The 22548-nt window shown below is 62.9% G+C and carries 27 protein-coding genes; 10 read left to right on the top strand and 17 right to left on the bottom strand.

From position 1 onward, the window contains the following. Entirely contained in the window at window positions 1-498 is a 498-nt protein-coding gene (locus RFER_RS03110) for a hypothetical protein (RefSeq protein ID WP_011462949.1), read from the top strand. Between the two features lie 121 nt (window positions 499-619). On the opposite strand, the gene RFER_RS03105 is transcribed toward RFER_RS03110, so the two are convergent. The 10 genes from RFER_RS03105 to RFER_RS03060 form a co-directional block, all read right to left on the bottom strand. After that, window positions 620-1045: a type II toxin-antitoxin system VapC family toxin gene (locus tag RFER_RS03105; protein WP_011462948.1), complete on the bottom strand. Its 426-nt coding sequence runs from the start codon at window positions 1043-1045 to the stop codon at window positions 620-622. Between the two features lies 1 nt (window position 1046). Continuing rightward, on the bottom strand, window positions 1047-1331 hold the full coding sequence (locus tag RFER_RS03100; RefSeq protein ID WP_011462947.1) for a type II toxin-antitoxin system Phd/YefM family antitoxin: 285 nt from the start codon (window positions 1329-1331) through the stop codon (window positions 1047-1049). A 155-nt stretch (window positions 1332-1486) separates the two neighbouring features. Beyond that, on the bottom strand, window positions 1487-2770 hold the full coding sequence (locus tag RFER_RS03095; protein WP_011462946.1) for an FIST signal transduction protein: 1284 nt from the start codon (window positions 2768-2770) through the stop codon (window positions 1487-1489). Between the two features lie 32 nt (window positions 2771-2802). Next, window positions 2803-3507 (bottom strand): PhaM family polyhydroxyalkanoate granule multifunctional regulatory protein, encoded by a 705-nt coding sequence (locus RFER_RS03090; RefSeq protein WP_011462945.1) that lies wholly within the window; start codon window positions 3505-3507, stop codon window positions 2803-2805. 73 nt (window positions 3508-3580) lie between these two features. Continuing rightward, window positions 3581-4747: a tricarballylate utilization 4Fe-4S protein TcuB gene (gene tcuB, locus RFER_RS03085; protein WP_011462944.1), complete on the bottom strand. Its 1167-nt coding sequence runs from the start codon at window positions 4745-4747 to the stop codon at window positions 3581-3583. A gap of 68 nt (window positions 4748-4815) precedes the next feature. After that, entirely contained in the window at window positions 4816-7119 is a 2304-nt protein-coding gene (locus tag RFER_RS03080) for a TonB-dependent receptor (protein WP_011462943.1), read from the bottom strand. A 69-nt stretch (window positions 7120-7188) separates the two neighbouring features. Further along, a complete protein-coding gene (locus RFER_RS03075; RefSeq protein ID WP_011462942.1) occupies window positions 7189-7728 on the bottom strand; it encodes a copper chaperone PCu(A)C in 540 nt (179 codons plus the stop codon). Window positions 7729-7798: 70 nt separating this feature from the next. After that, window positions 7799-8254 (bottom strand): DUF2946 family protein, encoded by a 456-nt coding sequence (locus RFER_RS03070; protein WP_041790085.1) that lies wholly within the window; start codon window positions 8252-8254, stop codon window positions 7799-7801. Window positions 8255-8291: 37 nt separating this feature from the next. Further along, entirely contained in the window at window positions 8292-8807 is a 516-nt protein-coding gene (locus RFER_RS03065; protein ID WP_011462941.1) for a copper chaperone PCu(A)C, read from the bottom strand. 152 nt (window positions 8808-8959) lie between these two features. Then, entirely contained in the window at window positions 8960-9337 is a 378-nt protein-coding gene (locus RFER_RS03060; protein ID WP_011462940.1) for a DUF2946 family protein, read from the bottom strand. Between the two features lie 111 nt (window positions 9338-9448). On the opposite strand from RFER_RS03060, the gene RFER_RS03055 reads away from it, so the two are divergent. Together RFER_RS03055 and RFER_RS03050 are read left to right on the top strand one after the other, a co-directional pair. After that, window positions 9449-9823 carry a TraR/DksA family transcriptional regulator gene (locus RFER_RS03055; protein WP_011462939.1) on the top strand — a complete coding sequence of 125 codons (375 nt, stop codon included), beginning with the start codon at window positions 9449-9451 and terminating at the stop codon, window positions 9821-9823. 15 nt (window positions 9824-9838) lie between these two features. Next, window positions 9839-10441, top strand: coding sequence for a MarC family protein (locus RFER_RS03050; RefSeq protein WP_011462938.1), 603 nt, complete (start codon window positions 9839-9841; stop codon window positions 10439-10441). A 24-nt stretch (window positions 10442-10465) separates the two neighbouring features. Here the strand turns inward: RFER_RS03050 and RFER_RS03045 are convergent, their stop codons facing one another. Beyond that, entirely contained in the window at window positions 10466-11470 is a 1005-nt protein-coding gene (locus RFER_RS03045; RefSeq protein ID WP_011462937.1) for a fumarylacetoacetate hydrolase family protein, read from the bottom strand. Between the two features lie 51 nt (window positions 11471-11521). On the opposite strand from RFER_RS03045, the gene RFER_RS03040 reads away from it, so the two are divergent. From RFER_RS03040 to purU, 4 genes are all read left to right on the top strand, one after another. Then, on the top strand, window positions 11522-12559 hold the full coding sequence (locus tag RFER_RS03040; protein ID WP_084795563.1) for a DUF3108 domain-containing protein: 1038 nt from the start codon (window positions 11522-11524) through the stop codon (window positions 12557-12559). 64 nt (window positions 12560-12623) lie between these two features. Continuing rightward, entirely contained in the window at window positions 12624-12935 is a 312-nt protein-coding gene (locus tag RFER_RS03035; RefSeq protein WP_011462935.1) for a BTH_I0359 family protein, read from the top strand. 49 nt (window positions 12936-12984) lie between these two features. Beyond that, window positions 12985-13842: a ChaN family lipoprotein gene (locus tag RFER_RS03030; RefSeq protein WP_244095789.1), complete on the top strand. Its 858-nt coding sequence runs from the start codon at window positions 12985-12987 to the stop codon at window positions 13840-13842. Window positions 13843-13862: 20 nt separating this feature from the next. Beyond that, window positions 13863-14711 (top strand): formyltetrahydrofolate deformylase, encoded by an 849-nt coding sequence (gene purU / locus RFER_RS03025; RefSeq protein WP_011462933.1) that lies wholly within the window; start codon window positions 13863-13865, stop codon window positions 14709-14711. Between the two features lie 33 nt (window positions 14712-14744). Here the strand turns inward: purU and RFER_RS03020 are convergent, their stop codons facing one another. Both RFER_RS03020 and asd read right to left on the bottom strand, forming a co-directional pair. After that, complete coding sequence (locus RFER_RS03020) at window positions 14745-15536, bottom strand: enoyl-CoA hydratase-related protein (RefSeq protein WP_011462932.1); 792 nt, start codon at window positions 15534-15536, stop codon at window positions 14745-14747. 27 nt (window positions 15537-15563) lie between these two features. Beyond that, complete coding sequence (gene asd / locus RFER_RS03015; RefSeq protein ID WP_041790083.1) at window positions 15564-16418, bottom strand: archaetidylserine decarboxylase; 855 nt, start codon at window positions 16416-16418, stop codon at window positions 15564-15566. A 270-nt stretch (window positions 16419-16688) separates the two neighbouring features. On the opposite strand from asd, the gene RFER_RS03010 reads away from it, so the two are divergent. Genes RFER_RS03010 through RFER_RS03000 form a run of 3 tightly spaced genes read left to right on the top strand, consistent with a single transcriptional unit; the run spans window position 16689 to window position 19269 of the window. Further along, a complete protein-coding gene (locus RFER_RS03010; RefSeq protein WP_041790081.1) occupies window positions 16689-18191 on the top strand; it encodes an FAD-linked oxidase C-terminal domain-containing protein in 1503 nt (500 codons plus the stop codon). Window positions 18192-18203: 12 nt separating this feature from the next. Then, window positions 18204-18560 (top strand): CidA/LrgA family protein, encoded by a 357-nt coding sequence (locus RFER_RS03005; RefSeq protein WP_011462929.1) that lies wholly within the window; start codon window positions 18204-18206, stop codon window positions 18558-18560. After that, on the top strand, window positions 18544-19269 hold the full coding sequence (locus RFER_RS03000; RefSeq protein WP_011462928.1) for an LrgB family protein: 726 nt from the start codon (window positions 18544-18546) through the stop codon (window positions 19267-19269). Before RFER_RS03005 ends, RFER_RS03000 begins: the two co-directional genes overlap by 17 nt. Before the next feature lie 2 nt (window positions 19270-19271). Here the strand turns inward: RFER_RS03000 and ptsP are convergent, their stop codons facing one another. The 4 genes from ptsP to RFER_RS02980 all read right to left on the bottom strand — a co-directional run bounded on the left by ptsP (window position 19272) and on the right by RFER_RS02980 (window position 22448). Then, on the bottom strand, window positions 19272-21047 hold the full coding sequence (ptsP, locus tag RFER_RS02995; protein ID WP_011462927.1) for a phosphoenolpyruvate--protein phosphotransferase: 1776 nt from the start codon (window positions 21045-21047) through the stop codon (window positions 19272-19274). Continuing rightward, window positions 21044-21313: an HPr family phosphocarrier protein gene (locus RFER_RS02990; protein ID WP_011462926.1), complete on the bottom strand. Its 270-nt coding sequence runs from the start codon at window positions 21311-21313 to the stop codon at window positions 21044-21046. Before RFER_RS02990 ends, ptsP begins: the two co-directional genes overlap by 4 nt. Then, on the bottom strand, window positions 21282-21728 hold the full coding sequence (locus RFER_RS02985) for a PTS sugar transporter subunit IIA (RefSeq protein ID WP_011462925.1): 447 nt from the start codon (window positions 21726-21728) through the stop codon (window positions 21282-21284). The genes RFER_RS02990 and RFER_RS02985 overlap by 32 nt, the downstream gene beginning before the upstream one ends. 267 nt (window positions 21729-21995) lie before the next feature. Then, entirely contained in the window at window positions 21996-22448 is a 453-nt protein-coding gene (locus RFER_RS02980) for a c-type cytochrome (RefSeq protein WP_011462924.1), read from the bottom strand. Window positions 22449-22548 lie beyond the last annotated feature (100 nt).

Here is a 22548-nt window from a genome sequence, read left to right as displayed (position 1 = left end):
GTGAACCTGGCCATTCGCCTCCTGAAAAACCTGTTCAGTGGGCTGCTGGCGCTGCTGATCCTGTTCGAGGAATGGGGCTGGGAGCCGCTGCAGCGGGCGCTGGCCTGGGTCGGTCGTTTGCCGGGGCTGCGCTGGCTCGAAGCGCGAATCCGCGCCTTGCCGCCCTACGCTGCACTGGCCTTGTTTTTGCTGCCCACCGCGATGCTGCTGCCGGTCAAGTTGCTGGCCCTGTGGCTGATCGGACAGGGCAAGGTGTGGGCTGGCAGCCTGGTCATCCTCGGCGCCAAGCTGGTGGGCACGGCCATCGTCGCCCGCCTGTTTGCGCTGACGCAACCCGCGCTGATGCAACTGGCCTGGTTTGCGCGCCTGTTCACGCGCTGGGTGAGCTGGAAAGAAGCCCTGTTGGCCCAGGTCCGCGCCTCATGGCCGTGGCGGCTGGGGCGGGTTCTGAAACACCGCTGGAAGCGGCGCTGGCGGCGCTTTATGCCAAGACGATGATCGAATCGCACCGCCTGCCAACATGCCGCCATGACGCCCAAAGAGCTGGCCCAGCACACCAACCGTTATTAATTTGATAGCTGCTTGCGCTTGATACGCGGTGGCTAGCGGCTAATTTCCTTTAAAACTCCCAAGGATTGAAAACCCCCACCTCCAACCGCACAAAGTCGCGCACATTGCGCGTTGCCACCACCAGGCCCGCGTGGGCCGCCGTGGCGGCCAGCAAGCTGTCGATCGCGGGCGTGGGAGTTCCCGCTTTCACCATCAAGTCGGCCCAGCGTTCACACACCGCCGCGTCAATCGGCAACACACGGTTTTCAAACCACTCGGGCAGTTTGTTGTGCAGCCAGGCCAGCAGCTTGTCGCGGCGACGCTTGTCGGCCACAGCCAGCGCGCCCTTGCGGATTTCGCCCAGGCTCAGAACACTCACATACAGTTGCTCCGGCTCCAGGCTGTCAAGCCAACGCATCACGCTGGGGTCAGGTGCGGCGCGTACGGTTTCAGAAATGACGTTGGTGTCGAGCAGATAACCGGTAAGGACCGCCATGTCATTTCTCCAGCGTGATCTGGCGCGTGAGGTCCTGGCTTCGATCGACGGCCAAATCCAGTCCAACCAGCGGCGAACTCCGCATCAACTGCGTAAAACCGGGTTTGTTGGAGCGAGCTTGCAGCCGCCGGTAGTCCGCATTGGAGAGCACCACCACGGCCGGCTTGCCGCGCACACTGATGAGTTGTGGCCCGCTGGTTTCAGCCTGCCGGACCACGGCGCTGAACTGAGCCTTGGCATCCTGAAGCTGCCAGGTTGACGATGGATGGGACGTGGATGGATTCATGGTGGAGCCCCTTAACTAGTCAGACAGACTAGATTTTACCAAGATCCGGGGGTTGCTGGCCGCGCACCCGGTCTGCAGGTGAGAAACAGAATCAAGCGGCTCTCATCGCTACCAACTTGGTAGCCTCTTGCGCCTGCTACACGGGGGCTGGCACCCTAATTACCTGTAAACACCGTCAACACCCCGGTGTAGCCATACAGGTGGTTGCGGGCGATCTCGCCACCGGCAAAAAAGCCGACCAGCGGCACATCGCCCAAGGCACGGCGAATGATTTGCAGCTCGGCGCTCGGGCCCCCAAAGTGCGGCCCGCCGCGCCCGGCACAACTCACGTAAATGGCGCCGGCAATGCCGCGCGCCGGATGCGGCGCCGCTTCGGCCTCGGACGCATGCAGCGCGGCGACCGCTTCCAGCGGCAGCTCTTCGGGCTCCAGTTCCTCGCGAATTTCGGCACAAACGCGTATCAAATCGGCCTTGGCCGCCTGGGCGTTGCGCTGGCAAAACACCAGTTGCGTGCCCGGCTCCACCGGCTCCGCCACGGCCACGCCGCGCTGCCCCGGATCAAGTCCAATGATGTGGCGCACGAGGACATCGTTGCCAAAATGCCCGGTCTGGCGCACCGCGGGCGCATCGGACCCCGCCAAGCCCTGGCGCGCGGTCTGCGCGCGCGCCAGCCCCACCAGCGTGGCGCGCACCACCGCCAACGCTTCTTGCGGCTGCTCCAGCGAAATATGCAAGTCGCGCAGCATCACATCCAGCGCGGGCTCGTCGTCCAGTGCCAACACCACATGCTTGTCGGCCTTTGTGACCTGATGCGCCCGCGCCACCGGCAAACAGCCTTGCGTGACGCGCGACACCAGGTTGATCCCGGCACCAAAGGCGACCCCGCTCAAGCCCCCGCTGAAAACCCCGCGGGCCGCGCCCTGGCCGCTGATGTTGCCGTCGCCTCCTACGGCAAATTGCACGGTTTTGGAGCGGCTCGAAGCCAGGCCACCAAACAGGTAGCCCGAGTCGGTGCGCAGCGCCATCTCTTCGATCAGTTCCCCCAGATCGGGCGTGCTGGCGTCGGCATGGATCAATGCGGTATGCGCTTCAAAGCCCAGGCCCAGCGGCGCCACGCCGGAAAACACCCGGTACTGGTCGGTCGGCAGTTCGCACAACATCAAGGCCAGCGCCGGCTCGTCAAAATACTCAGCGTTATTGGCGGCAATGCCCACGCCCACGGTGCCCGCCCAATCGGTAATTTCGGGCAGCTCGGCGCTCAGGTGGTCCAGAATCTCTTGCGCCTGCAGCGCGTAGTGGTCCGTGATGTAGAGCAGAGCCAGCGTCGGGCTGCTGGCGTAACCATGCAGCGCCATCTGGGCGCGCACTTGCGCCAGCGTGAGCTCGGCGGCCATCTGCCACTGCGGGTGCGTGGCATGGCCATAAGGAAACAGCTTCATGACCCGCCTTTTTTATCGCAAGCCATCGCGCATCAGGTGCTGCGGCGAACGGTTTTTCTGGCCGCTTTCTTAGGTGCTTTTTTGGCTGCGGCCCTCGCTGCACCTGCGTTAGAAGCTACTTTTTTTGTAGCTTTAACGGCTTCTTTGGCAAACCCTGCCGCCATGTTTCTGGTGGCGTCCATGGCGGTGGCTTTGCCCGCGTCTTTCATGGCACTGGCGGCAATTTGCCCAAACTGCTGGGTCAGAGAAGTCCAAAGTTGCATCGGATCAATCAAGCCAGCGGCCATATCGGTCACGGGTTTGGCCGCTTTGCGCACCTTTTTTGCCACATCTTCGGCGTCAGAGGCCACTTCGGAAATAGTCTGGGCGGTGGAGGCTGCTTTTTCCGTGACCCGCTGCACCCCGGAGTAAACCGAGTCAGCTGCTTTGAGCTTGAGCGCATTGGCCACGTCGCCGATGTTGAAGTTCATGCCCTTGAGGGTGGCCAGCGTCATTTTCTGCACCTCAAGCGCCTGCACGGTCGCGCCCAGCGCCTTGGAATTCTGATCGAGCCAGAAGTGCACCGCCTTGAGTTCGGCAATGCGTTTGTCCAGTTCTTCCACATTGAGGGTGGGTGCAATCCAGTTGGCCAGATTGGGCATCTGCGGCACCGTCTCCGTCGCCCCCTTGGCCAGGTTCTGCAAAAAATCAAAACCGGGAATAAATTTGCCGAAACCAGCGTTTTGTGCATCACTCATGTTGTCTCCAGAGGGTTGGCTGTAAGGGTTCACAGCTTACCCCAATGCTGACCAGATGGCGATGCGCCGCGCGCTAGGTCTGGCGCTTTTCGACCGCATGGCGCAAGAGCGCGGCGGTTCGGAAAATACCGTGTGCAAACTTGCCATAAGGCAGCGTGGCAAACAGCGCCATCACAAGCCCCAGGTGCAGGGTCAGAAGGGCTGGCAGGGCCACCCCGGCGTGCACCCACCACAGGGCCAGGCCGCTGGCGCTGGCGCAAAAGAGCAGCGCGATAAAGCCGCGGTCCATCGGTTTTTGCGCCGCATCGCCGTGCAAAGGGTGGCGCTGCAGGTTCAGTGCAAACAAGCTACCCGTGCCAAGCAGCAGACTCAGCCCGCCGGCGACACCCAGCAGTTTGGGCAGTTGCGGCAAGTCGTAGGGCGCCGTCCAGCCCAGGACATAGTGATAGACGCTCGCCGCCAAGGTGGCGGCCAAGCACAGCAAGACGCCGTAAAAGGTCAGATGGTGGGCCCGGCGCCGGGCCAGCGTGGCCGTACCGTCGGCATTGTTGCAGCCGTCGCCGTGGCCACCGTCCAGGTATTTCAGGCGCAAGACGTCACGGGCGGCCTCGCCAGCGGCTGCGGCGCTGACTGACTGGCCGCTGGTGGCCGGCGTCACGTCGTGCCAGAAACGCCGCACCCCCATGCCCAGTGCCAACACGGCATACAGGAAAACCGGCGCAAACAAACCGACCAGCATCTGGTGCCCAAACACCGCGCTGTACCCAGCCTGGGGTGAGCCCAAGAGCGTGCCATTCAAGGCCAGCGCCAGCAGCAAAAAGATGGTCAGCGCACCCGCCAGTGCCAGCGACAGCACCAGACCATGGCGTTGGTAAAGTGCGCCCAAGGCCGGTGGCCAGGCATAGTCCGCATAGGTCTGGCCACGCACGCGGGCCATGGCCTGCGGCAGGTTGACCGCCAACTCGTGCGGCGGGGCGACCTCGCAGCCGTGCAGGCAGGCGCCACAGTTGTGGCAAAGATTGGCCAGGTAGTGAATGTCGGCCTTGGCAAACTGGAGCCGCCGCGAGCTGGAGGGGAACACCGCACAAAAACTGTCGCAATAGTGGCAGTCGTTGCAGATATGCAGGAGGCGGGATACTTCGGTTTCGGGTGCCGTCAGCATGGATTCGTCATTCGTTTTGCCACCGGCCAGTGCGGGAGCATCAACAAGAAAGCTGGCGGCGCGAGTGTACGGCAGCATGACGCTTGCTCAAGGCGCTCCATGAGCCGCAGCAGTGCGGTTTCGGCGCCGTCAGCCCGGCAATGGCGTCAAAACTTCACATTCACACCCATGTAAATTGAGCGTCCGATACCCGGCACGGCGCTACCCCATTGCGGGTAATTGGGCAGCGCCGGGTTGCTCATGGTTGTCCCTTGCCCGGTATAGGCACCGCCGTTGGGCAGGTAATAGAACCTGTCGAAGAGATTCTCAACACCGAAGTCGACGCGCACCTGTCTCCACGAATAGCTGCCGCGCAAATTGACCAGGCCGTAGCCCGGTGTCTTGATTTCATTGCGCATACCTGAGACGCTGTCCTTGGCCTGCACCATCAACAGTTCAAAGCTGTTGTCCCAAGCTTTCAACTTTTGCGTCAACGCGAGTTTGGCGTTGAGCGGCATGACGTTGTACAGGCCATCGCCCGTATCCTGGTTGGTGCCATGGGTGTAGTTCAGCAAGCCTTTGAGCCCAAAGTCACCCCAAGCACGCTTGGCCAGCGGCATGTGGCCGGAGAGGTCAATGCCGTAGAGGCGGGCCGACTGGTTGGCGTATTTGAGGACGCTGAACTTGTTGGCTGCCAGCGTTGTGGCGGCCAAGTTGGTGCTGGCATTCCACTGCACGGCGTCGATGTAATCGCTCACCTGGGTGTAGTAAGGCGTGGCCTTGAAGCCCCAACGGCTGTCAGCAGCGTGCCAGTCGAAGGTGGCGGAAATGGTGTTGGCTTTCTCTGGCTTCAGGTTGACATCGCCCAGGTAGCCGTTGCCATCACCAACAAAATTATTCATCAGCGCGGCCATCTGCCAGGTGGACCAGGTGTAGCGCTCATACACATTGGGTGAGCGCACCTTGTGGGCGAAGCCGAACTCGATGTCGTAGTTGGTATTGGCGCTGTAGCGGGCCAGTGCGGTCAGATCCAGGTTGTTGTCGGTTTTGCTCCGATCCTGGGCATTGAAGGCGCTGGCGTCACGACCTTGAAAACCACCGCCTGCAGGGTTGTAGCCCACCACATTGCCGGCGTTCATTTTGACCTGTTCAACTCGTGCGCCCAGCAGGGTCATCCACTGCGTGTTCTTGCGCGCTTCCCATTCACCAAAGACGGCCGTGCGATCGCGCTGGCCATCCTGGATGTTCCAGAAGGTGCCCGGAAACATGCCCCCACCTGACGGTGGCCACCAGTCCTTGAGCCGGTATTGCTGCGCTTCTGCGCCCACGCGCAGCACATCCTGCGGGGTCAGCGCCACGTCGGCTTTGACGCTCAAGCCTGTGGTTTTTCCTTCGGTGACCATCGGCATGCCGGCCGCGCAGGTGGCGCTGATCGGGCTGCAGGGTGTGCCGTCGAGCGCTGCGCCCCCACCCGATGCCGCGCCATACCAGTAGCGTTTGTCAGCGCCAAAATCCATGACGTGATCCACGTTCTCGCGGTAGGCACGCGCCTCCAGTGCGCCCCAGTCGAACTGGCCCGCGTAGCGCAGGTTCACACTGTTCTGGGTGTTGCCCAGCATGTCCATGCGCTGATTCGGGTAGAGCTGAAACGGCATGTCCTGGTAGCCTAGCTTGGCTTCCAACAGATGGTTGTCGCTCTTGAAAGCCAGCCCCACGCTGTGGTTGCGTGTGTCATACGCCGTGGAGCCCACTTCATCACGCCCCAGGGTGTGCCCGACGCGGCCGGTGAAGTCATGGTTTTTGAAGTCGCCGCCTGCGGTGTAGTTGTCGGCCCGGCTGGTGGCCCCGCTGTAGCTGATGTTGAATTGCTCCGTGGCGTAGGTGGCCGAAACGTTGGCGCCTCTTGCCTTGTTATTGCTGCGGTAAAAGGTGCCCACTTCGCCCTTGGTGATGGCGGCTTGCCCCGGTGCGGCAAATTCGGGTGCACGCGTCTGCGCAACAATGGTGCCGCCAATGGAATCACCACCCGCGCTCACTGGCGTGATGCCTGCATAGACCTTGAGCAGGCCCACCTGGGTCGGGTCGATGTAAGACAGCGCCGGATTCATGTGATTGGGGCAGGAAGCAATCAGGTCCATGCCATCCACCTTGATGCGCAAACGGTCATCAGCCAAGCCGTGGATCGCTGGCAGGCTGGACACGCCACCGGCGCCGTACAGGCTTAAGCCCGGTACGTCCTGCAAAAGGCTGGCCGTGTCGCTGGTGGCGGACAGTTTGGGCGCCAGGCTGGCCGGGTCAACGGCTGTGGCGCCCAGTGGCTGGCTGATATGGCTTGGGCTACCGGTGACAGTGATCGGGGCCAGCGTGAATGCGGCAAGGTCTGCCGCCAGCGCCGGGCCGCTCAGCAGGGCCAGTGTAGGCAGCGCCAGGGCCACGGCGCAAGTGAGTTGGCAAAGTCTGAATTGAGACATGATGAATAGGCTTTTTTTGTAATCAGTTTGTTTGGGTCGCGGACATGCCGCGGAGAAATCGACAGTGGCTTAATGCTGGTGTGGATCCTGCGCACTTGGCGCATCACGCGGCGTTTGCACCCACACCTTGACGGTCTGGCTGCCTGCGTGCTCGAAGTTCAGGGTCAAATCAAAGCGCTCACCGTCCTTGAGTGCTTGCTTCAGGCCGATCAAGGTCAACTGGTAGTCGCCTGTGTGGCGCAGCCGGGTGACGGTCTTGGGCGGCAGGACAATGGCTTCGACCTGCTGGCCTCTCAGGCCACTGGCATCGGGCTTGAGACGGTGCAACTCGACCCTCGCCGCCAATGGCGAGCTGGCGCTGAGCAGCCGGTCAGCCTGCGCGCCTGAGTTCTTGATGCCACGCAAGTAGGCATTGCCGTGCGGCTCGCCCGGGGCGCTGGGCACCGCATAAGGGTGATCAAGTTGCAAGTCGCCCTGGCTGACGCCATGTGCCTGAACCACGCTGGCAGTGCAAGCCAGGGCAGCCAGCAACAGGCTTGCCGACAGCAGACGGCGCGGGACGGCACGCGGTTTCTCAACGGCGACTGGTCGTCGCTCAAAAATTGGCATCACAAAACACTCCTGAATTTAAGACAAACCAGCCTCTAGCCCCCATCGGAACTATGTGAGACGCTATGAACTAAGTAGTGCAGGAGGTGTGTGGCGGGCCGCGCGGGTGCGCCGCCAGCATCGCTTGCTCGGGGAAGAAAAAAACCTGCCGGACCGTGGGCTCCACGGATTCGCCCAACACTGCGAAGAGGTGAACAAAGAAGTGGGGCGGAGGGGCTGCACGGTCTGTGAATAGCAGGCAAAACGGGCAATGATCTAGCGCAAGGGCAGATACCGGCCCGTCAGGGGTATCTGTCTGAAATTTGGTGCTGCCAGCCGCTTCAAGCCTGGCGTCTTGTGCAGACGCCAATGCCACCCAGCGCGGCCCGGCAAGGGTGCAGACCTCTACCAATGGCCTTATGTCGCCACGCGCCCAGACGATGGCGTGCGACAGCGTAGGCGCCAGCGGGCCCAGCACGGCCAGCCACAGCGCCAACGCCAGCGCCCACGGGCGACACAGCGTGTTCGCGTGGGTTGGGCGTGACATCAAATGCGGAAACAGGCTCAAGCCGGTTAACAGGCGCTCAGGGGGCCTTTTTGGCCGGCATGTTGCCATGCATGGAATGATCCATCGGCGCCTCTTTGCCATGCGCCATGCCAGCGGGGGCAACGGCCGCCACCGGCACCGTCAGCTCGACTTTGCTTTCCACCCCCTTGGCATCCTTGAACACCAGCGTCAAGGGCAGGCTGGTGCCGGCGACCAAAGCGGATTTCAAGTCCATCAGCATCAGGTGGTAACCGCCGGATTTGAGCGCCACGGCCTTGCCTGCGGGCAAGTCCAGCCCGCCCTTGACCTCGCCCATTTTCATGACGCCAGCGTCCATCGTCATCTCATGCACCTGACTGACGCCCGCCGCCGGGGTGGAGGCGCCGACCAGCCGGGCGCCCTCTTTGGCGGTGAGCGTCATGAAGGCGCCAGTGGCTTGCTGGCCCTTCACGGTGGCACGCACCCAGGCGTTTTCGACCTCAATGGCAGCAGCGTGGGCGGCGAAGGCGGCCGCGGCAAGGGCGACCGAGCTCATCAGTGTTTTGAATTTCATGGGATTTTCTCTATCAGGGTGTTAAAAAATCAAAGGGCAGCCGGAAGCGGCTGTCGGACGACGGGCAGGCCCGCGAGGCCGCCGCACAATATCAGTCAAATACGCTTGCAGCCCCCATGGAGCCTTCACAAGACGCTATTGTTTTTGATGAATTAAAGAGAAGCCGGCGGCCCGCGCGCGGGCAAGGGCGCGGCGCTCAGAACCGCGATGTGGGCGGCGGGAATGCCTTGCAGCACATAACCCAGCGCTTGCATCGGCTTCGCTGCCACATGTGCCAGGGGCGGCGGCGGCGCGCCGATGCCAACGCACAAGGGGCAATCCAGCGTGTGGCTGGCGGTCGGCTGGCTGCCGTCGTCGGTCTTCTGCAACAGCTTCATTCCGCCCGCACCCGAGCAGATCAGCTCCATCGCCTGCGGCTTGACCAGCGGCGAGGCAATCGCCGCTGCGACCGACATGACAAACCACACCAGCACGAGGCGGGCAAGAAGTCTGGCGTGGCGCAGCAGTTGCAAAGTTGACATCGGGCGCATTGTAGTGCCCGCTTTTTCAGCCTTCAGGCAACGTCTGCCGCTTGACGGTCATCAAACTTTGTATTGATTAGGCGGCGCATGATGACAACACATCGCCACGGAGGTTTTCTCATGACCCAAAAACTCAACACCACTTTTAAAGAACAGTTGCTGGCCCAGCGCGCCAGCCTGCTGGCGCAGCTCAGCGACCTGCGCGGCGGCACGGTGGGACGTGCCGAGGCATCCGCCGAGCATTTTGGCCAGAAGGAAGATTCCACCGCGCAGGAGAGTAGCGCACGCGAGCTTGAATTTGCGCTCGATGCGCGCGACAGCGAGGAGCTTGACCGCCTGGACGCCGCCCTGCGCCGGATTGAGGACGGCAGCTACGGTTTGTGTGTCGACTGTGGCGTTGGGATTCCGGCCGCCCGGCTCCACGCAGCACCGGACGCGCTGCGCTGCATCGCCTGCCAGGAGAAGCTGGAAAAAGCCCAGGCCCGACAGGCCTGATATCCTGCGGGGGCCATGAATTACACCTTTGCCTCGGCCACCATCCTGCTGATCCTGATCACCGACCCGATTGGCAACATCCCTATCTTTGCCAATGCGCTCAAGCATGTGGCGCCCGAGCGGCGTCCCTGGGTGATCTTGCGGGAGGTGTTGATTGCATTTGTGCTGCTGCTGACTTTCATGTTTGTCGGCGGCGGCTTTTTGCGGGTGATGAACTTGAGCGAGCTGTCGCTGCAAATTGGCGGCGGCGTGATTCTGTTCCTGATCGCACTGCGCATGATTTTCCCGCCGCCCAAGTCCGATGCGACCGAGGAGCTGCACGAACCGCTGATCGTGCCGCTGGCGATTCCGGCCATCGCCGGGCCGTCGGCGCTGGCCACGGTGTTGCTGCTGGTGTCGCAGGCACCCGAACGGCGCATGGAATGGATTGCCGCGCTGTGCGTCACCATGGCCGTGAGCGCGGTCGTGCTGGTGCTGGCCGAACGGATTCAGCGCGTGGCCGGTGACCGCTTTGTGGTGGCACTGGAGCGCCTGATGGGCCTGGTGCTGGTGGCGGTGTCGATCGAGATGATGCTGCGCGGCGTCAAGACCTTTGCCGGGCAATTGGCGAGCGCTTGAGCTTGCGCGCCGGCCGCCACCCTGTCAAAGCGGTGCAGCGGCTTTTTCCAGCGGCACGATTTCCTGCTCAATGGCGCCAAACACGCTCTGGCCGTCGCGGCCCTTCATCTCGATGCGAATGGTGTCGCCAAATTTCATGAACTCGGTCATGGGCTGGCCGTCCTGCATGATTTCCAGCGCGCGTTTGTCGGCGATGCAGCTGTAGCCGTGGCTCGCATCGGTGTTGCTGACAGCGCCCGCGCCGACGATGCAACCGGCGCGCAGCCGGCGCGTCTTGCACAGGTGCGCAATCAGTTGCCCGAAATGAAAGCGCATCTCCGGCCCGGCCTCACACAAACCCACTTTGCGGCCGTTCCAGCTCGATTGCAGCGTCAGATCCAAACGGCCCTGGGCCCAGGCTGTCCCCACTTCGTCGGGTGTCACCGCCACCGGGCTGAAGGCGGTGGCCGGGCGGCTCTGCAGCGGTCCAAGACCTTGCGCCAACTCGGCCTGCATCAGCTGGCGCAAACTCAGCGCGTTGCTCAGCAGCAGCAGCCGAATGCCGTCGAGCGCCTGGGCCGGGCTGGCGCCCAGGCGCACGTCGCCGGTGATGATGGCCACCCCGGCTTCGAAATCGATGCCATCGGCCTCCCTGGCACAGTGCACCTCGTCACACGGACCCAAAAAATCGTCGCTGGCGCCCTGGTACAGCACCGGGCTGCCGGCTGTGCTGGCCGGGCCTTGCAAAGCAGCCGGATTGCGGTAAACCGACCCATTTACCCATTGGTAGGCACGCGGGAGCGGCGCCATGCATTGCCGCGGATCAAACGGGAAGGCGTGGCGTGCCAGGCCGGCACTGGCGCTGCTGTCGCGCGCACGGTTGAGCGCGTCATACAAGTCCTGCAACTGGGGCGAGAGGAAGTTCCAGTCGTCGAGCACCTGCTGCAACTGGTGCGCGATGCCGGTCGCATAATGGGCAATGCTCAGATCGCGCGCGACGACGACCAGCTGGCCATCGCGTGAGCCGTCTTTGTAAGTGGCAAGTTTCATGGGGAATACGGCTTAATGGCAGGTGTAAATTCTGTATTTTCGTTCAAGGTGATGGCAGCTATCACAGTCGCCGTGCTGTGGGCGCACCTGGCCGCCTTGCAGGCCAGCCCGATGGCCCTGCGCCCGAGCCAGGCCGAACCTGCCCCGCGGGCGTTCATCACCCGCTCGATTGAACCGGTCGCACCCCAAATGGCAGCGCCAGCAGGCGCGCACACGGCTGCGACCGTAGCGCCGCCGCCGCGCCAGCCTGCCCAACCCAGTGCAGGCCGGTCAGCGCCACCGCCCGCCTCAGGCCGGGCGCCAGCAGCCACGCCGATGCCACCCCCCCTGGAGGCGGTTTCACGCCAGGCGCAAGACGCCGCGGCGCAGGCGCCACCCGACGCGAGCGCGGATCAACTGGCTTTGGCGCCAGGCGCGCCGCCCCCGCCACGCGACTCCACACTGGCGGCCGCTGCCGACAAGCTGCCCGGCTCGGTGCATCTGAAATACCAGGTGCTGGCCAACAAATTCCCCTATCGGCTTAACGCCGATCTGCTGTGGCAGCAAACCGGCGACCAGTACGCGGCCCGGCTGGAAATCAGCGCTTTCGGCCAGGCGCGTGTGCAAACCAGTCGCGGCCAGATCACGCCCCAGGGTTTGGCGCCGCTGCGCTTTTCCGACAAGTTCCGCAGCGAGGTCGCCGCCCACTTCAATCGGGCGCAAGGCAAAGTCACTTTCAGTGCCAACACGCCGGACGTGGCGCTGCTGGCCGGTGCCCAGGACCGCTTGAGCGTGCTGGTGCAACTCGCCGCCATGTTCGCCAGTGCCCCGCAAAGCTACCCGCGAGGCAGCACAATCACAATCCAGACCATCGGGCCGCGCGCTGCCGATCTCTGGCGGTTTACCGTGGGCGAGCCGGAAGCACTCGCCCTGCCGGGTGGCCCGCAAGCTACCTTGAAACTGTTGCGCAACCCGCGCGAGGCGTTTGACCAGAAAGTCGAACTGTGGCTGGCGCCAGCGCTGGACTATTTGCCGGCCCGCATCCGCATCACGGAATCCAACGGTGACTATGTCGACCAGCAGTGGCTGGTGACCGAGCCGCAAACCTGACCCTTGAAAAAACCTGCTCCCCCGCCACCTGTAGGGCATAGACGTTTAAGGGATAATTCTTGCCATGCACACGCTTTACGACTCTGACACCTACTCTGTGACGCACATGCTGGCCAATGCGGTGGCCACCGATGCAACGCCAGACGTGAGCCTCGATCGCACGGAGCCGGTGCGAATTGTGCCCACGCTGGCACGCCACGGCTTCGAGATTGTGGACAAACGCGCCAACAAAGAGGTCTATCTGGACGGCTCCTGGGCGGAACTGTTCCAGCAGCACATCTCGGCCTGGCAGCAAAACACCCCGACCCAGGAAGAGGTGGAAGACACGCTGGAGCAATATGCCGAGCTGGCGCAAAACCCGGTGCTGGTGCACTGAAGCCACGCCGCGCCCGCTGCCAATCGGCCTCGAACCATCGGTTTTTGGGGTGGCTGCCAGACCTCTCGCGGCGCTGGTGGCCGTGTTGGCATTGCTGGGCTGCACCACACTGAGCCCGTCCGCAGCGCCAAACGGCCTTGAGCCCATCAGCCAACTGCAGCAGCTACTGCCCGCTGACGCCATTTTTTTGGGTGAGCAGCATGACGTACCCGAGCATCAGCAAATCCACCGCGCCGTTGTAGAAGCGTTGGCCGGCCAGCAGACACTGGCCGTGCTGGCGCTGGAGATGGCCAGCCAGGGCCAGTCCACCGAAAAACTGGGATCAGACGCCAGTGAAGACACCGTGCGCGCAGCCCTGCACTGGAACAATGAAGGCTGGCCCTGGTCGGCTTACGGCCCGGCGGTGATGGCGGCTGTACATGCGGGCGTGCCGGTAGTCGGCGCCAATCTGCCGTCTGCACGTGTGCGCGCGGCCATGACAGAGAGCGGATTGGACGCACTTTTGTCGGGCCCGGCGCTGCAGGCGCAACAGGAAAAGGTCCGCGTGGGTCACTGCAATCTGCTGCCCGAGAGCCAGATTGCCCCCATGACGCGGGTCCAGATTGCGCGCGATGTCGCCATGGCCCAAACCGTCGCGCGGGCGGCGCTGCGCGGCAAAATCGTGCTCTTGCTGGCCGGCGGCGGCCATGTGGATCGCAGCCTGGGTGTGCCGCTGCACCTGCCACCGGACTTGACGGTCAAAACGGTGCTTCTGCAGGCCGGGCCGGCCTTCGAAGAGACGGAAAGTGCAGACAATTTTGACCAGATCTGGCCTACCGGAGCGGCGCCCGTCAAGGACTATTGCGCCGACTTCAGCCAGCAGCGCAGTGCGGCAGCCGCTGCATCCAGGTCGAAAAAAGAGCCCTGAGCCCTGCGACAATCGGCCGCATGAATCCTGTTTATATATTGACTCTCTCCTGCCCGGACCGCTTGGGGCTGGTGCATGCGGTGTCCGGCTTCTTGCTGGAGCGCGGCGGCAACATTGAAGAAGCGGCGCAGTACAACGACCAGGACACCGGTCTGTTCTTCATGCGGGTGCAGTTTGCCTGCGCCCAGCTGACGCATGAAGACCTGACACTGCAACTTAAAGCGTTTGCCCAGCCCTTCGAGATGCAATGGCGCCTGCACGCGCGCGCACAGCCCATACGCACCGTGATCATGGTCAGCAAAGAAGGCCACTGCCTGAACGACCTGCTGTTTCGCTGGAAAAGCGGCCTGCTGCCCATCGACATTCGCGCCATCATCTCGAACCACCGCGAGTTCTACCAACTCGCCGCCAGCTACAACGTGCCGTTTCATCACCTGCCGATCACGGCCGCCACCAAGCCACAGGTCGAGGCCCGGCAGTATGAAATCATCCAGACGGAAGCGGCCGAACTGGTGGTGCTGGCGCGCTACATGCAGGTTTTAAGCGACGATCTGTGCCGCAAACTGTCCGGCTCGGCCATCAACATCCACCACTCGTTCCTGCCCAGCTTCAAAGGGGCCAAACCCTATTACCAGGCGCATGACCGCGGCGTGAAACTGATTGGCGCCACCGCCCACTACGTGACCGCCAACCTGGACGAAGGCCCGATCATTGAACAGGACGTGGCGCGCGTCGACCACAGCAAGACGGTGGAAGACCTGACCACGCTGGGCCGTGACACCGAAAGCCAGGTGCTGGCGCGGGCCGTCAAGTGGCACAGCGAACACCGGGTGCTGATCAACGGTCACAAAACCGTGATTTTCAAGTAAGCGCCACCACAGCCGCTGTGGGCGCGGGCCGGCTCAGGCGCCTGTGCCCGACGGGCGCTGCGTGTAGTGCGCCTGGCGTTTTTGCAGAAAAGCCGCAATACCTTCCTGGGCGTCCGGTGTCATGGCGGCCGTCGCCATCAACTCGCAAGCCAGCGCGTACGCCTGCGCCTGCGGTAAGCCAACCTGCTGGTAAAAACCCTGCTTGCCCATCGCCTTGGACAGCGCGCTGCCCCGGGTGGCGCGGGTGATCAAATCCAGGGTGGCGGCATCAAGCTGATCGGCCGGCACAGCGCGGTTGATCAGGCCCCACTGGGCGGCCGTGGCGGCATCGATCACATCGCCCGTTAACGCCATCTCCAGCGCCCGTTTGCGACCGATATTGCGGGCCACCGCCACCAGCGGCGTATGACAAAACAAGCCCCCCTTGCCGCCCGGAATGGCAAAGCCAGCGGTGTCGGCCGCGATCGCCAGATCGCAACTGGCCACCAGTTGGCAACCGGCCGCCGTGGCCAGCGCGTGCACCCGGGCAATCACCGGCTGCGGCATCGCCTGGACGGCGTCCATCATCTCGGTGCAAACACCAAACAGCTCGCGTGCCTGCGCCAGCGTGGCACCGGCCATGTCGCCAAAGTTATGCCCGGCGCTGAAGACCGGTCCGTTGGCCGCCAGAATCACGCCCAGGGCGTCGCTCTGCGCCACGGCGCGCAGGGCCTGTGTCAACTCCCGCATGACGGGCATGGCCAGCGCGTTGCGCTTCTCGGGGCGATTCAGCGTGAGGGTGGTGATGGGGCCGCTGGATGTGACCAGCACATGTTCGTAGTTCATACCGGCATTGTGGCCGTCCGGCCAGGTCTACGCAAGCGGCGGCTGGCGGGCCATGGCTTCACCCAGCCGAATCGCAGCACCGGGCGACCACGCCGGGTTGAACTGCAGCGGGCCTTTCGGGAACAGCATGACAACGGTGGAGCCGAGCAGGAAGCGGCCCATTTCCTCGCCCTGCTTCAATCGAACAGGCTGCTCGTCATAGCGCCACTCGCGCACCGCGGTGGAGCGCGGCGGGTTCACCACGCCGTGCCACACGGTGGCCATGCTGCCCACAATGGTGGCACCCACCAGCACCAGCACAAACGGGCCGCGCGCGGACTCAAAGACACACACCACGCGCTCGTTGCGGGCAAACAGCCCCGGCACACCCAGGGCCGTGGTCGGGTTGACCGAAAACAGCGCGCCGGGCACGTAAATCATGCGGCGCAGAACGCCGTCGCACGGCATGTGAATGCGGTGGTAATCGCGCGGACTCAAATACAGCGTGGCAAAGTGGCCGTCGTCAAACTGCGCGGCCAAGGCTGCATCGCCGCCCACCAGCGCGGTGCTGCTGTAGTGGTGGCCTTTGGCCTGAAATATCTGCTGACCCGCCATGGCGCCAAACTGGCTGATGGCGCCATCGACCGGACAAATCAGATCAGCACGGGCGAGCGGGCGGGCGCCGGCCTGGAGGGCGCGGGTGAAAAAGTCGTTGAAGGTGGCGTAGCTGGCAACCTCCGGGTTGGCCGCTTCACGCATATTGACCTTGTAGCGCTTGACGAACCACTCGATCAACCTGGTCGTCCATTTCCCGCCACGGGCACCCGCCACGCGCCCGGCCAAGAGGGTGATGGCCTGCTTGGGAAGCAAATATTGCGGCAGCACGGCTAGACGGTCGAACATAGGGGCTACCGATGGTTGGAATGGGCGGGATTGTACCCAGCGCATCCCGGCGCCCGCGGTGTGACAATGTACCCTTGACGAGCGCCCGCACCGCTGCGCTCATTCCCGGTAAATTTGTAAGAAATTGGCCTCTAGCCCCCGTCGTTATTACATAAGAAGCTATTTATTTCATAGTATTCCGGTTTCAAAATTTTCTGAATTTGTCACACCACCCAAACCGGCTTACCCCTACAGTTGAACCCTTTATTGAATTGACGCGTGGAATCCACCATGACTACATCTCTCTCTCCTGACATGCCGACTGCGCCACAAAGAGCAGAGCGTCAGGCACAAATCGTACGGGGGCTGGAAGCGGTTTTGCCGCGCCACGCCCTGCTCTGGAACCCCGAAGACACCACGCCCTATGAATGCGACGGCCTGACCGCCTACCGGCAGCGCCCGCTGGTGGTGGCCTTGCCGGAAACCGAAGCGCAGGTTCAGGCGGTGCTGCGCACCTGCCACACGCTGGGCGTGCCGGTGGTGGCGCGCGGTGCGGGCACCGGCCTGTCGGGCGGGGCCATGCCACACGCGCTGGGCGTCACCCTGTCGCTGGCCAGGTTCAACAATATCGTCAAGATCGACCCCTTGAGCCGCACTGCGGTTGTGCAGTGTGGCGTGCGCAACCTGGCCATCAGCGACGCTGCGGCCGCGCATGATTTGTACTACGCGCCCGACCCATCGAGTCAGATTGCCTGCACCATTGGCGGCAATGTGGCGGAAAACTCGGGCGGCGTGCACTGCCTGAAGTACGGGCTCACCCTGCACAACATCGTCAAGATCAAAGGCTTCACGATGGACGGCGAGGCGGTTGAATTCGGTTCGGACGCGCTGGACGCACCCGGCTATGACTTGATGAGCATCGTCATCGGCTCGGAGGGCATGCTGGCCGTCACCACCGAAGTGACGGTCAAGCTGATCCCGAAACCGCAACTGGCGAGCTGCATCATGGCCAGCTTTGACGACATTCGCAAGGCCGGCGACGCAGTCGCCGCCATCATTGCCGCGGGCATCATCCCGGCCGGGCTGGAAATGATGGACAAGCCAATGACGGCGGCGGTGGAAGACTATGTACACGCCGGCTACGACCTGAACGCCGAGGCGATTTTGCTGTGCGAGAGCGACGGCACGCCGCAAGAAGTCGACGAAGAAATCGCACGCATGAGCGCCGTGCTGCGCACCCACGGCGCCACCGCCCTTGCGGTGAGCCGCGACGAGGCCGAGCGGCTGAAGTTCTGGAGCGGCCGCAAGAACGCCTTCCCGGCCAGCGGGCGCATCAGCCCGGATTACATGTGCATGGACTCGACCATTCCGCGCAAGCGCCTGGCCGACATGCTGCTGGCAATTCAGCAGATGGAAAAAAAATACGATTTGCGCTGCGCCAATGTGTTCCACGCGGGCGATGGCAACTTGCACCCGCTGATTTTGTTTGATGCCAATCAGGCCGACCAGTTGCACCGGGCGGAGTTGTTCGGCGCCGACATCCTGGAAACCAGCGTCGCCATGGGCGGCACCGTCACCGGCGAGCACGGCGTCGGCGTGGAAAAACTCAATTCAATGTGTGTGCAGTTCAGTGCGGAGGAAAACGAACAGATGTTTGGCGTCAAGCGCGCTTTTGACGCCAAAGGTCTGCTCAACCCGGGCAAGGTCATTCCGACGCTGCAACGCTGTGCCGAGTACGGCAAGATGCTGGTGCGCGGCGGGCAGCTCAAGCACCCGGATCTGCCGCGGTTTTAGCTTCCAGGCCCCATGACCGGACTGCGTGGTTTGGCCTGGCTGCTGGCGCTGCAGTCGATTGGTGAGTTGCTGGCGCGGGGCTTCTCTTTGCCCTTTCCCGGTCCGGTCATCGGCATGCTTCTGCTGCTGCTTGCCCTGCGCGCACCCGTTGTACGAGAACCGGTGGCGGCCTGTGCCAGCTTTTTGCTGTCGCACCTCTCGCTGCTGTTTGTGCCGGTCGGCGTCGGGGTAATGACGCACCTGGGCCTGATCAGCCAGTACGGCGTGCGCATGCTGATCGTCATTGCGCTGTCGACCTGGATCGGCCTGGCCGTGACGGCGCTGACCTTGCGTCTGTTCAGGAAAAAAAGCGATGCCGAATTTCGTTGAGCTCTGGGTCTACCTCTCCAGCACGCCGTTGTTTGGCCTGACCGCCACGCTGGTGGTGTATGTGCTGGCGCAAGCCGTGTACGTCCGGCTGCAACAGGCGCCCTGGGCCAACCCGGTGCTGTGGACGGTGCTCGCCATTGCCAGCGTGCTGCTGGCCACCGGCGTGAGTTACCCCACTTACTTTGCCGGTGCGCAATTCATTCATTTCCTGTTGGGCCCGGCGGTGGTGGCGCTGGCCTGGCCGCTCTGGGAACGACGCGCCGCCCTGGCGCTGCACTGGCGCGCCCTGTTGCTGGCGGCCGTGGCAGGCGGCCTGGCGGCCAGCGGCTCGGCGCTGGCGCTGGGCTGGGCGGCTGGCCTGCCCCTGGACGTGGTGTTGTCGCTGGCGCCCAAATCGGTCACCGCACCGGTGGCCATGGGCATTGCCGACAAGATTGGCGGCATTCCCGCCCTGGCGGCCGTGTTTGCCGTGATCACCGGCATGGTGGGGGCCCTGAGTGGCAAATACTTGTTTGCTGCGCTCAAGATCCCGACCGACCCGGCGGGCTGGATGGCGCGTGGCTTTTCCCTGGGCACCGCCGCGCACGGCATCGGCGCCGCCCGGGCGCTGCAGGTCAATGCCGATGCCGGGGCTTACGCCGGGCTGGCGCTGGGGCTGCAGGTGGTACTGGCCTCGCTGCTGATACCGCTGGCGTTCCGGCTGTTTTGAATCTAGTGCCGGGTCATGCGCAAACCCGGCTCGTCGTCGGCCATCACCTGTTGCGCCCACGCCGTCAGCTTGCCCGCGTCGGCGCGTAATACCTCTTGCTTGACGGCCAGAATTTGCGCCGGATGCATGGAAAAACTGCGCAAGCCCATACCCAGCAGCAGGCGGGTGAGGGAGACGTCGCCGGCCATCTCGCCACACAGGCTCACGGGTTTGCCCTGGGCCCGGCATTCGGCAATGGTCTGTGCCACCAGCCGCAGCACGGCCGGATGCAGGGGGTCGTACAAATGCGCGACGGACTCGTCCGTGCGATCGATCGCCAGCGTGTATTGAATCAGGTCGTTGGTGCCAATGGACAGAAAATCGAAGTATTTCAGGAACACCTTGACAATGAGAGCGGCGGCAGGCACCTCGATCATGGCGCCTATCTTGACCGGGCCGTAGGCAATACCGCGGTTGTCGAGTTCGACACGGGCGCGGTCAATCATGGCCATCGTGTGGCGAATTTCACCGGCATGCACCAGCATCGGTATCAGCAGGTTCACCGGGCCATGGGCGGCAGCACGCAGAATCGCCCTTAACTGCGTCAGGAACATCGCCGGGTCCGCCAGGCTCCAGCGAATGGCCCGCAGCCCCAGCGCCGGATTCAGGTGAGCGTTATCCTGCTGCGACTCATCCAGCGGCTTGTCGGCGCCCACATCGACGGTGCGAATCGTCACCGGCAAGCCCTGCATGCCCTCAACGGCACGCCGGTACGCCAGGTACTGCTCCTCTTCGTTGGGCAGTCGGCCATTGCGTCCCATGAACAGGAATTCACTGCGAAACAGGCCCACGCCGACCGCACCCGCCAACACAGCGCCAAGTGCGTCCTCCGGCATCTCGATATTGGCCAGCAATTCAATTTTCTGGCCATCCATCGTCACGGCCGGGGTGTGCAGCAGGCGGGTCAAGCGACCGCGCTCCAACTCGCCCTGGCGCTGCTTGAAACCATATTCGGCCAGCACGATGGGAGACGGATCGACCACCAACACACCGGCGTCGCCGTCGATGATGACCCAGTCATCCTGGCGCACCAATTGGCTCGACAAGCGTGCGCCCACCACCGCCGGGATATCCAGGCTGCGGGCGACGATGGCGGTGTGCGAGGTTTTGCCGCCGACGTCGGTCACAAAGCCGGCAAACACACTTTGCTTGAACTGCAGCATGTCGGCCGGCGACAGGTCGTGCGCCACCAGAATCAAGGGCACATCCACGGTGTCGTCGAGCAAGAGGTCTTGTTGCGAGGGCTTGCGCAGCGTTCGGCTGGGCGCCACCACCACGGGCGAGGCCACGCCCTTCATGGCGCGTAATACTTTTTCGGTGATTTGCTCCAGATCGGCTTTGCGTCCGCGCAGGTATTCGTCCTCCATCTCGTCGAACTGGCGGGCAATCACTTCCAATTGCGTGGTGAGCGCCCACTCGGCGTTGTACAAGCGGTCCTTGATCCAGTGCCTGACGCCGTTTGACAGTTCATCGTCGTTGAGCAGCATCAGATGAACATCGAGCAGCGCTGTCAGTTCCTGCGGCGCTTCTTTCGGGCCCATATGGCTGATGCTGGCCTGCAGGCGGTGAATTTCATTCACCACCGCGTCGCGCGCGCTACGCACCCGTTCAATCTCGGCATCAACCTCAGTGGCCGCAATAAAATAATGCGCCACATCCACCCGACTGGAGGCCACCAGCACCGCCCGCCCAATGGCGATGCCGCGCGCAACGGCGAGTCCGTGAATGGAAAATGTCACTCACCTTCTCCAAATTTATCGGCAATCAGCGCCAGCAAGGCATCCAGGGCCTCTTGTTCGCGCTCACCGCTGGCATCAATTTCCACCGTGCTGCCATTGCCTGCCGCCAGCATCATGACGCCCATGATGCTCTTGGCGTTCACGCGCCGCTCTCCCTTGGCAATCCAGACTTCGCATGGGTAACCGCCCGCCAGCTTGGTGAGTTTGGCTGAGGCCCGCGCATGCAGGCCCAGTTTATTGCTGATGGTCGTGCTTGCTTTGATCACTTTTTTTCCTCAATTGATTCTGCGGCGCCGTCGTCGCCACCGGCATGACGCCCTGCGTGCCACCCGCCAGAGCCCGCGCCACCATGGCATCCAGGGTTTCACCGCGGTAGGTGACGGTGCGCAGCAGCATCGGCAGGTTGACCCCGGCAACTAATTTTGAGTTCACGCCATCGACCAGCCTTTGCGCCACGTTACAGGGGGTGGCCCCAAACACGTCGGCCAACACCAGTGTCTGCGGCACATTCAGCAAGGCCAGGGCCTGCCTGGCACCCGCCAGCGTTTCTTCGGGTGGCGTATTGGGCTGCACGTCAAACGTCGCGACGGCCGCCTCGGCATCCGGGAATACATGCAGCACGCACTGGCGCAACGCACTGGCCAGTGGCGCATGAGCAATGATAAGAATGCCGTTGTTCATTTATTTAACTTAGCAAGACCGGCCACGCACTGCAATACAGGCCACGCCCGGTCCAGAAACCCTGAGATGGACTGATTATGACTTTTTGCAGGCGGACAATCGGCGTGGGGTGCCATCGGGCCCACCCAAATAGTGCCCGGAGTGACCTGAACAAGCTGTATTTCTGTCAGCCCTGCGCCCGGGGTTTTCTTGCGCCCCGTCACAGTCAAGGACCTGAGGACGCCGGGTCGCTGGTCTGTGGCAGGGTCCAAAGACCAATTTGCAGCGTCAGTCTTTTCGATAAGCGTCGTGGCAAGTCTTACAAGTGCCGCCCGTGGCAGACACCGCCGTCTTGATGTTATCCAGGCTGCCGGTTTTCGCAGCGGCGGCAAGTTTGGTCATTTCAGCCTGCATCTTGTCGGCGTATTCCTTGAATTTGGCGGGCTCCTTCCAAATCTCTGCTTTGGCCCGGGTTTCACCCTTGTCGGTCCCCTCACCAAAGGCGCCCCAGGGAAGCTTGGACATGAACTCGGCGACCGCCGCACTGTCAGCGGCAGCTTTGGCATCAAACGGCGCTTTACCCGTTGCCATGGCGCCCAAACGGCCGAAGTTCTGCTGCATGACAAACAAGGCATTTTTGCGGTATTTAACGGCATCTTCCGGTTTGGCGAACTGGGCGCAGGCTGGTGCGCTGAAGGCGACGACGGTTGCAGCGAGAACAAACAGGGTGCTACTTTTCATGGCGATTTCTTCCTCGGGATGGTTATGGCTTATTCGGGTCGATCAGTGTAATGGTGATCAAAAAATCCTGCTAATACCACCGGGCCAGAAAAGACCGGCG

Origin of the sequence: Rhodoferax ferrireducens T118, from assembly GCF_000013605.1 — a bacterium.
Classification (GTDB): Bacteria; Pseudomonadota; Gammaproteobacteria; order Burkholderiales; family Burkholderiaceae_C; genus Rhodoferax; species Rhodoferax ferrireducens.
This window is presented reverse-complemented; position numbering and strand designations above follow the sequence as displayed.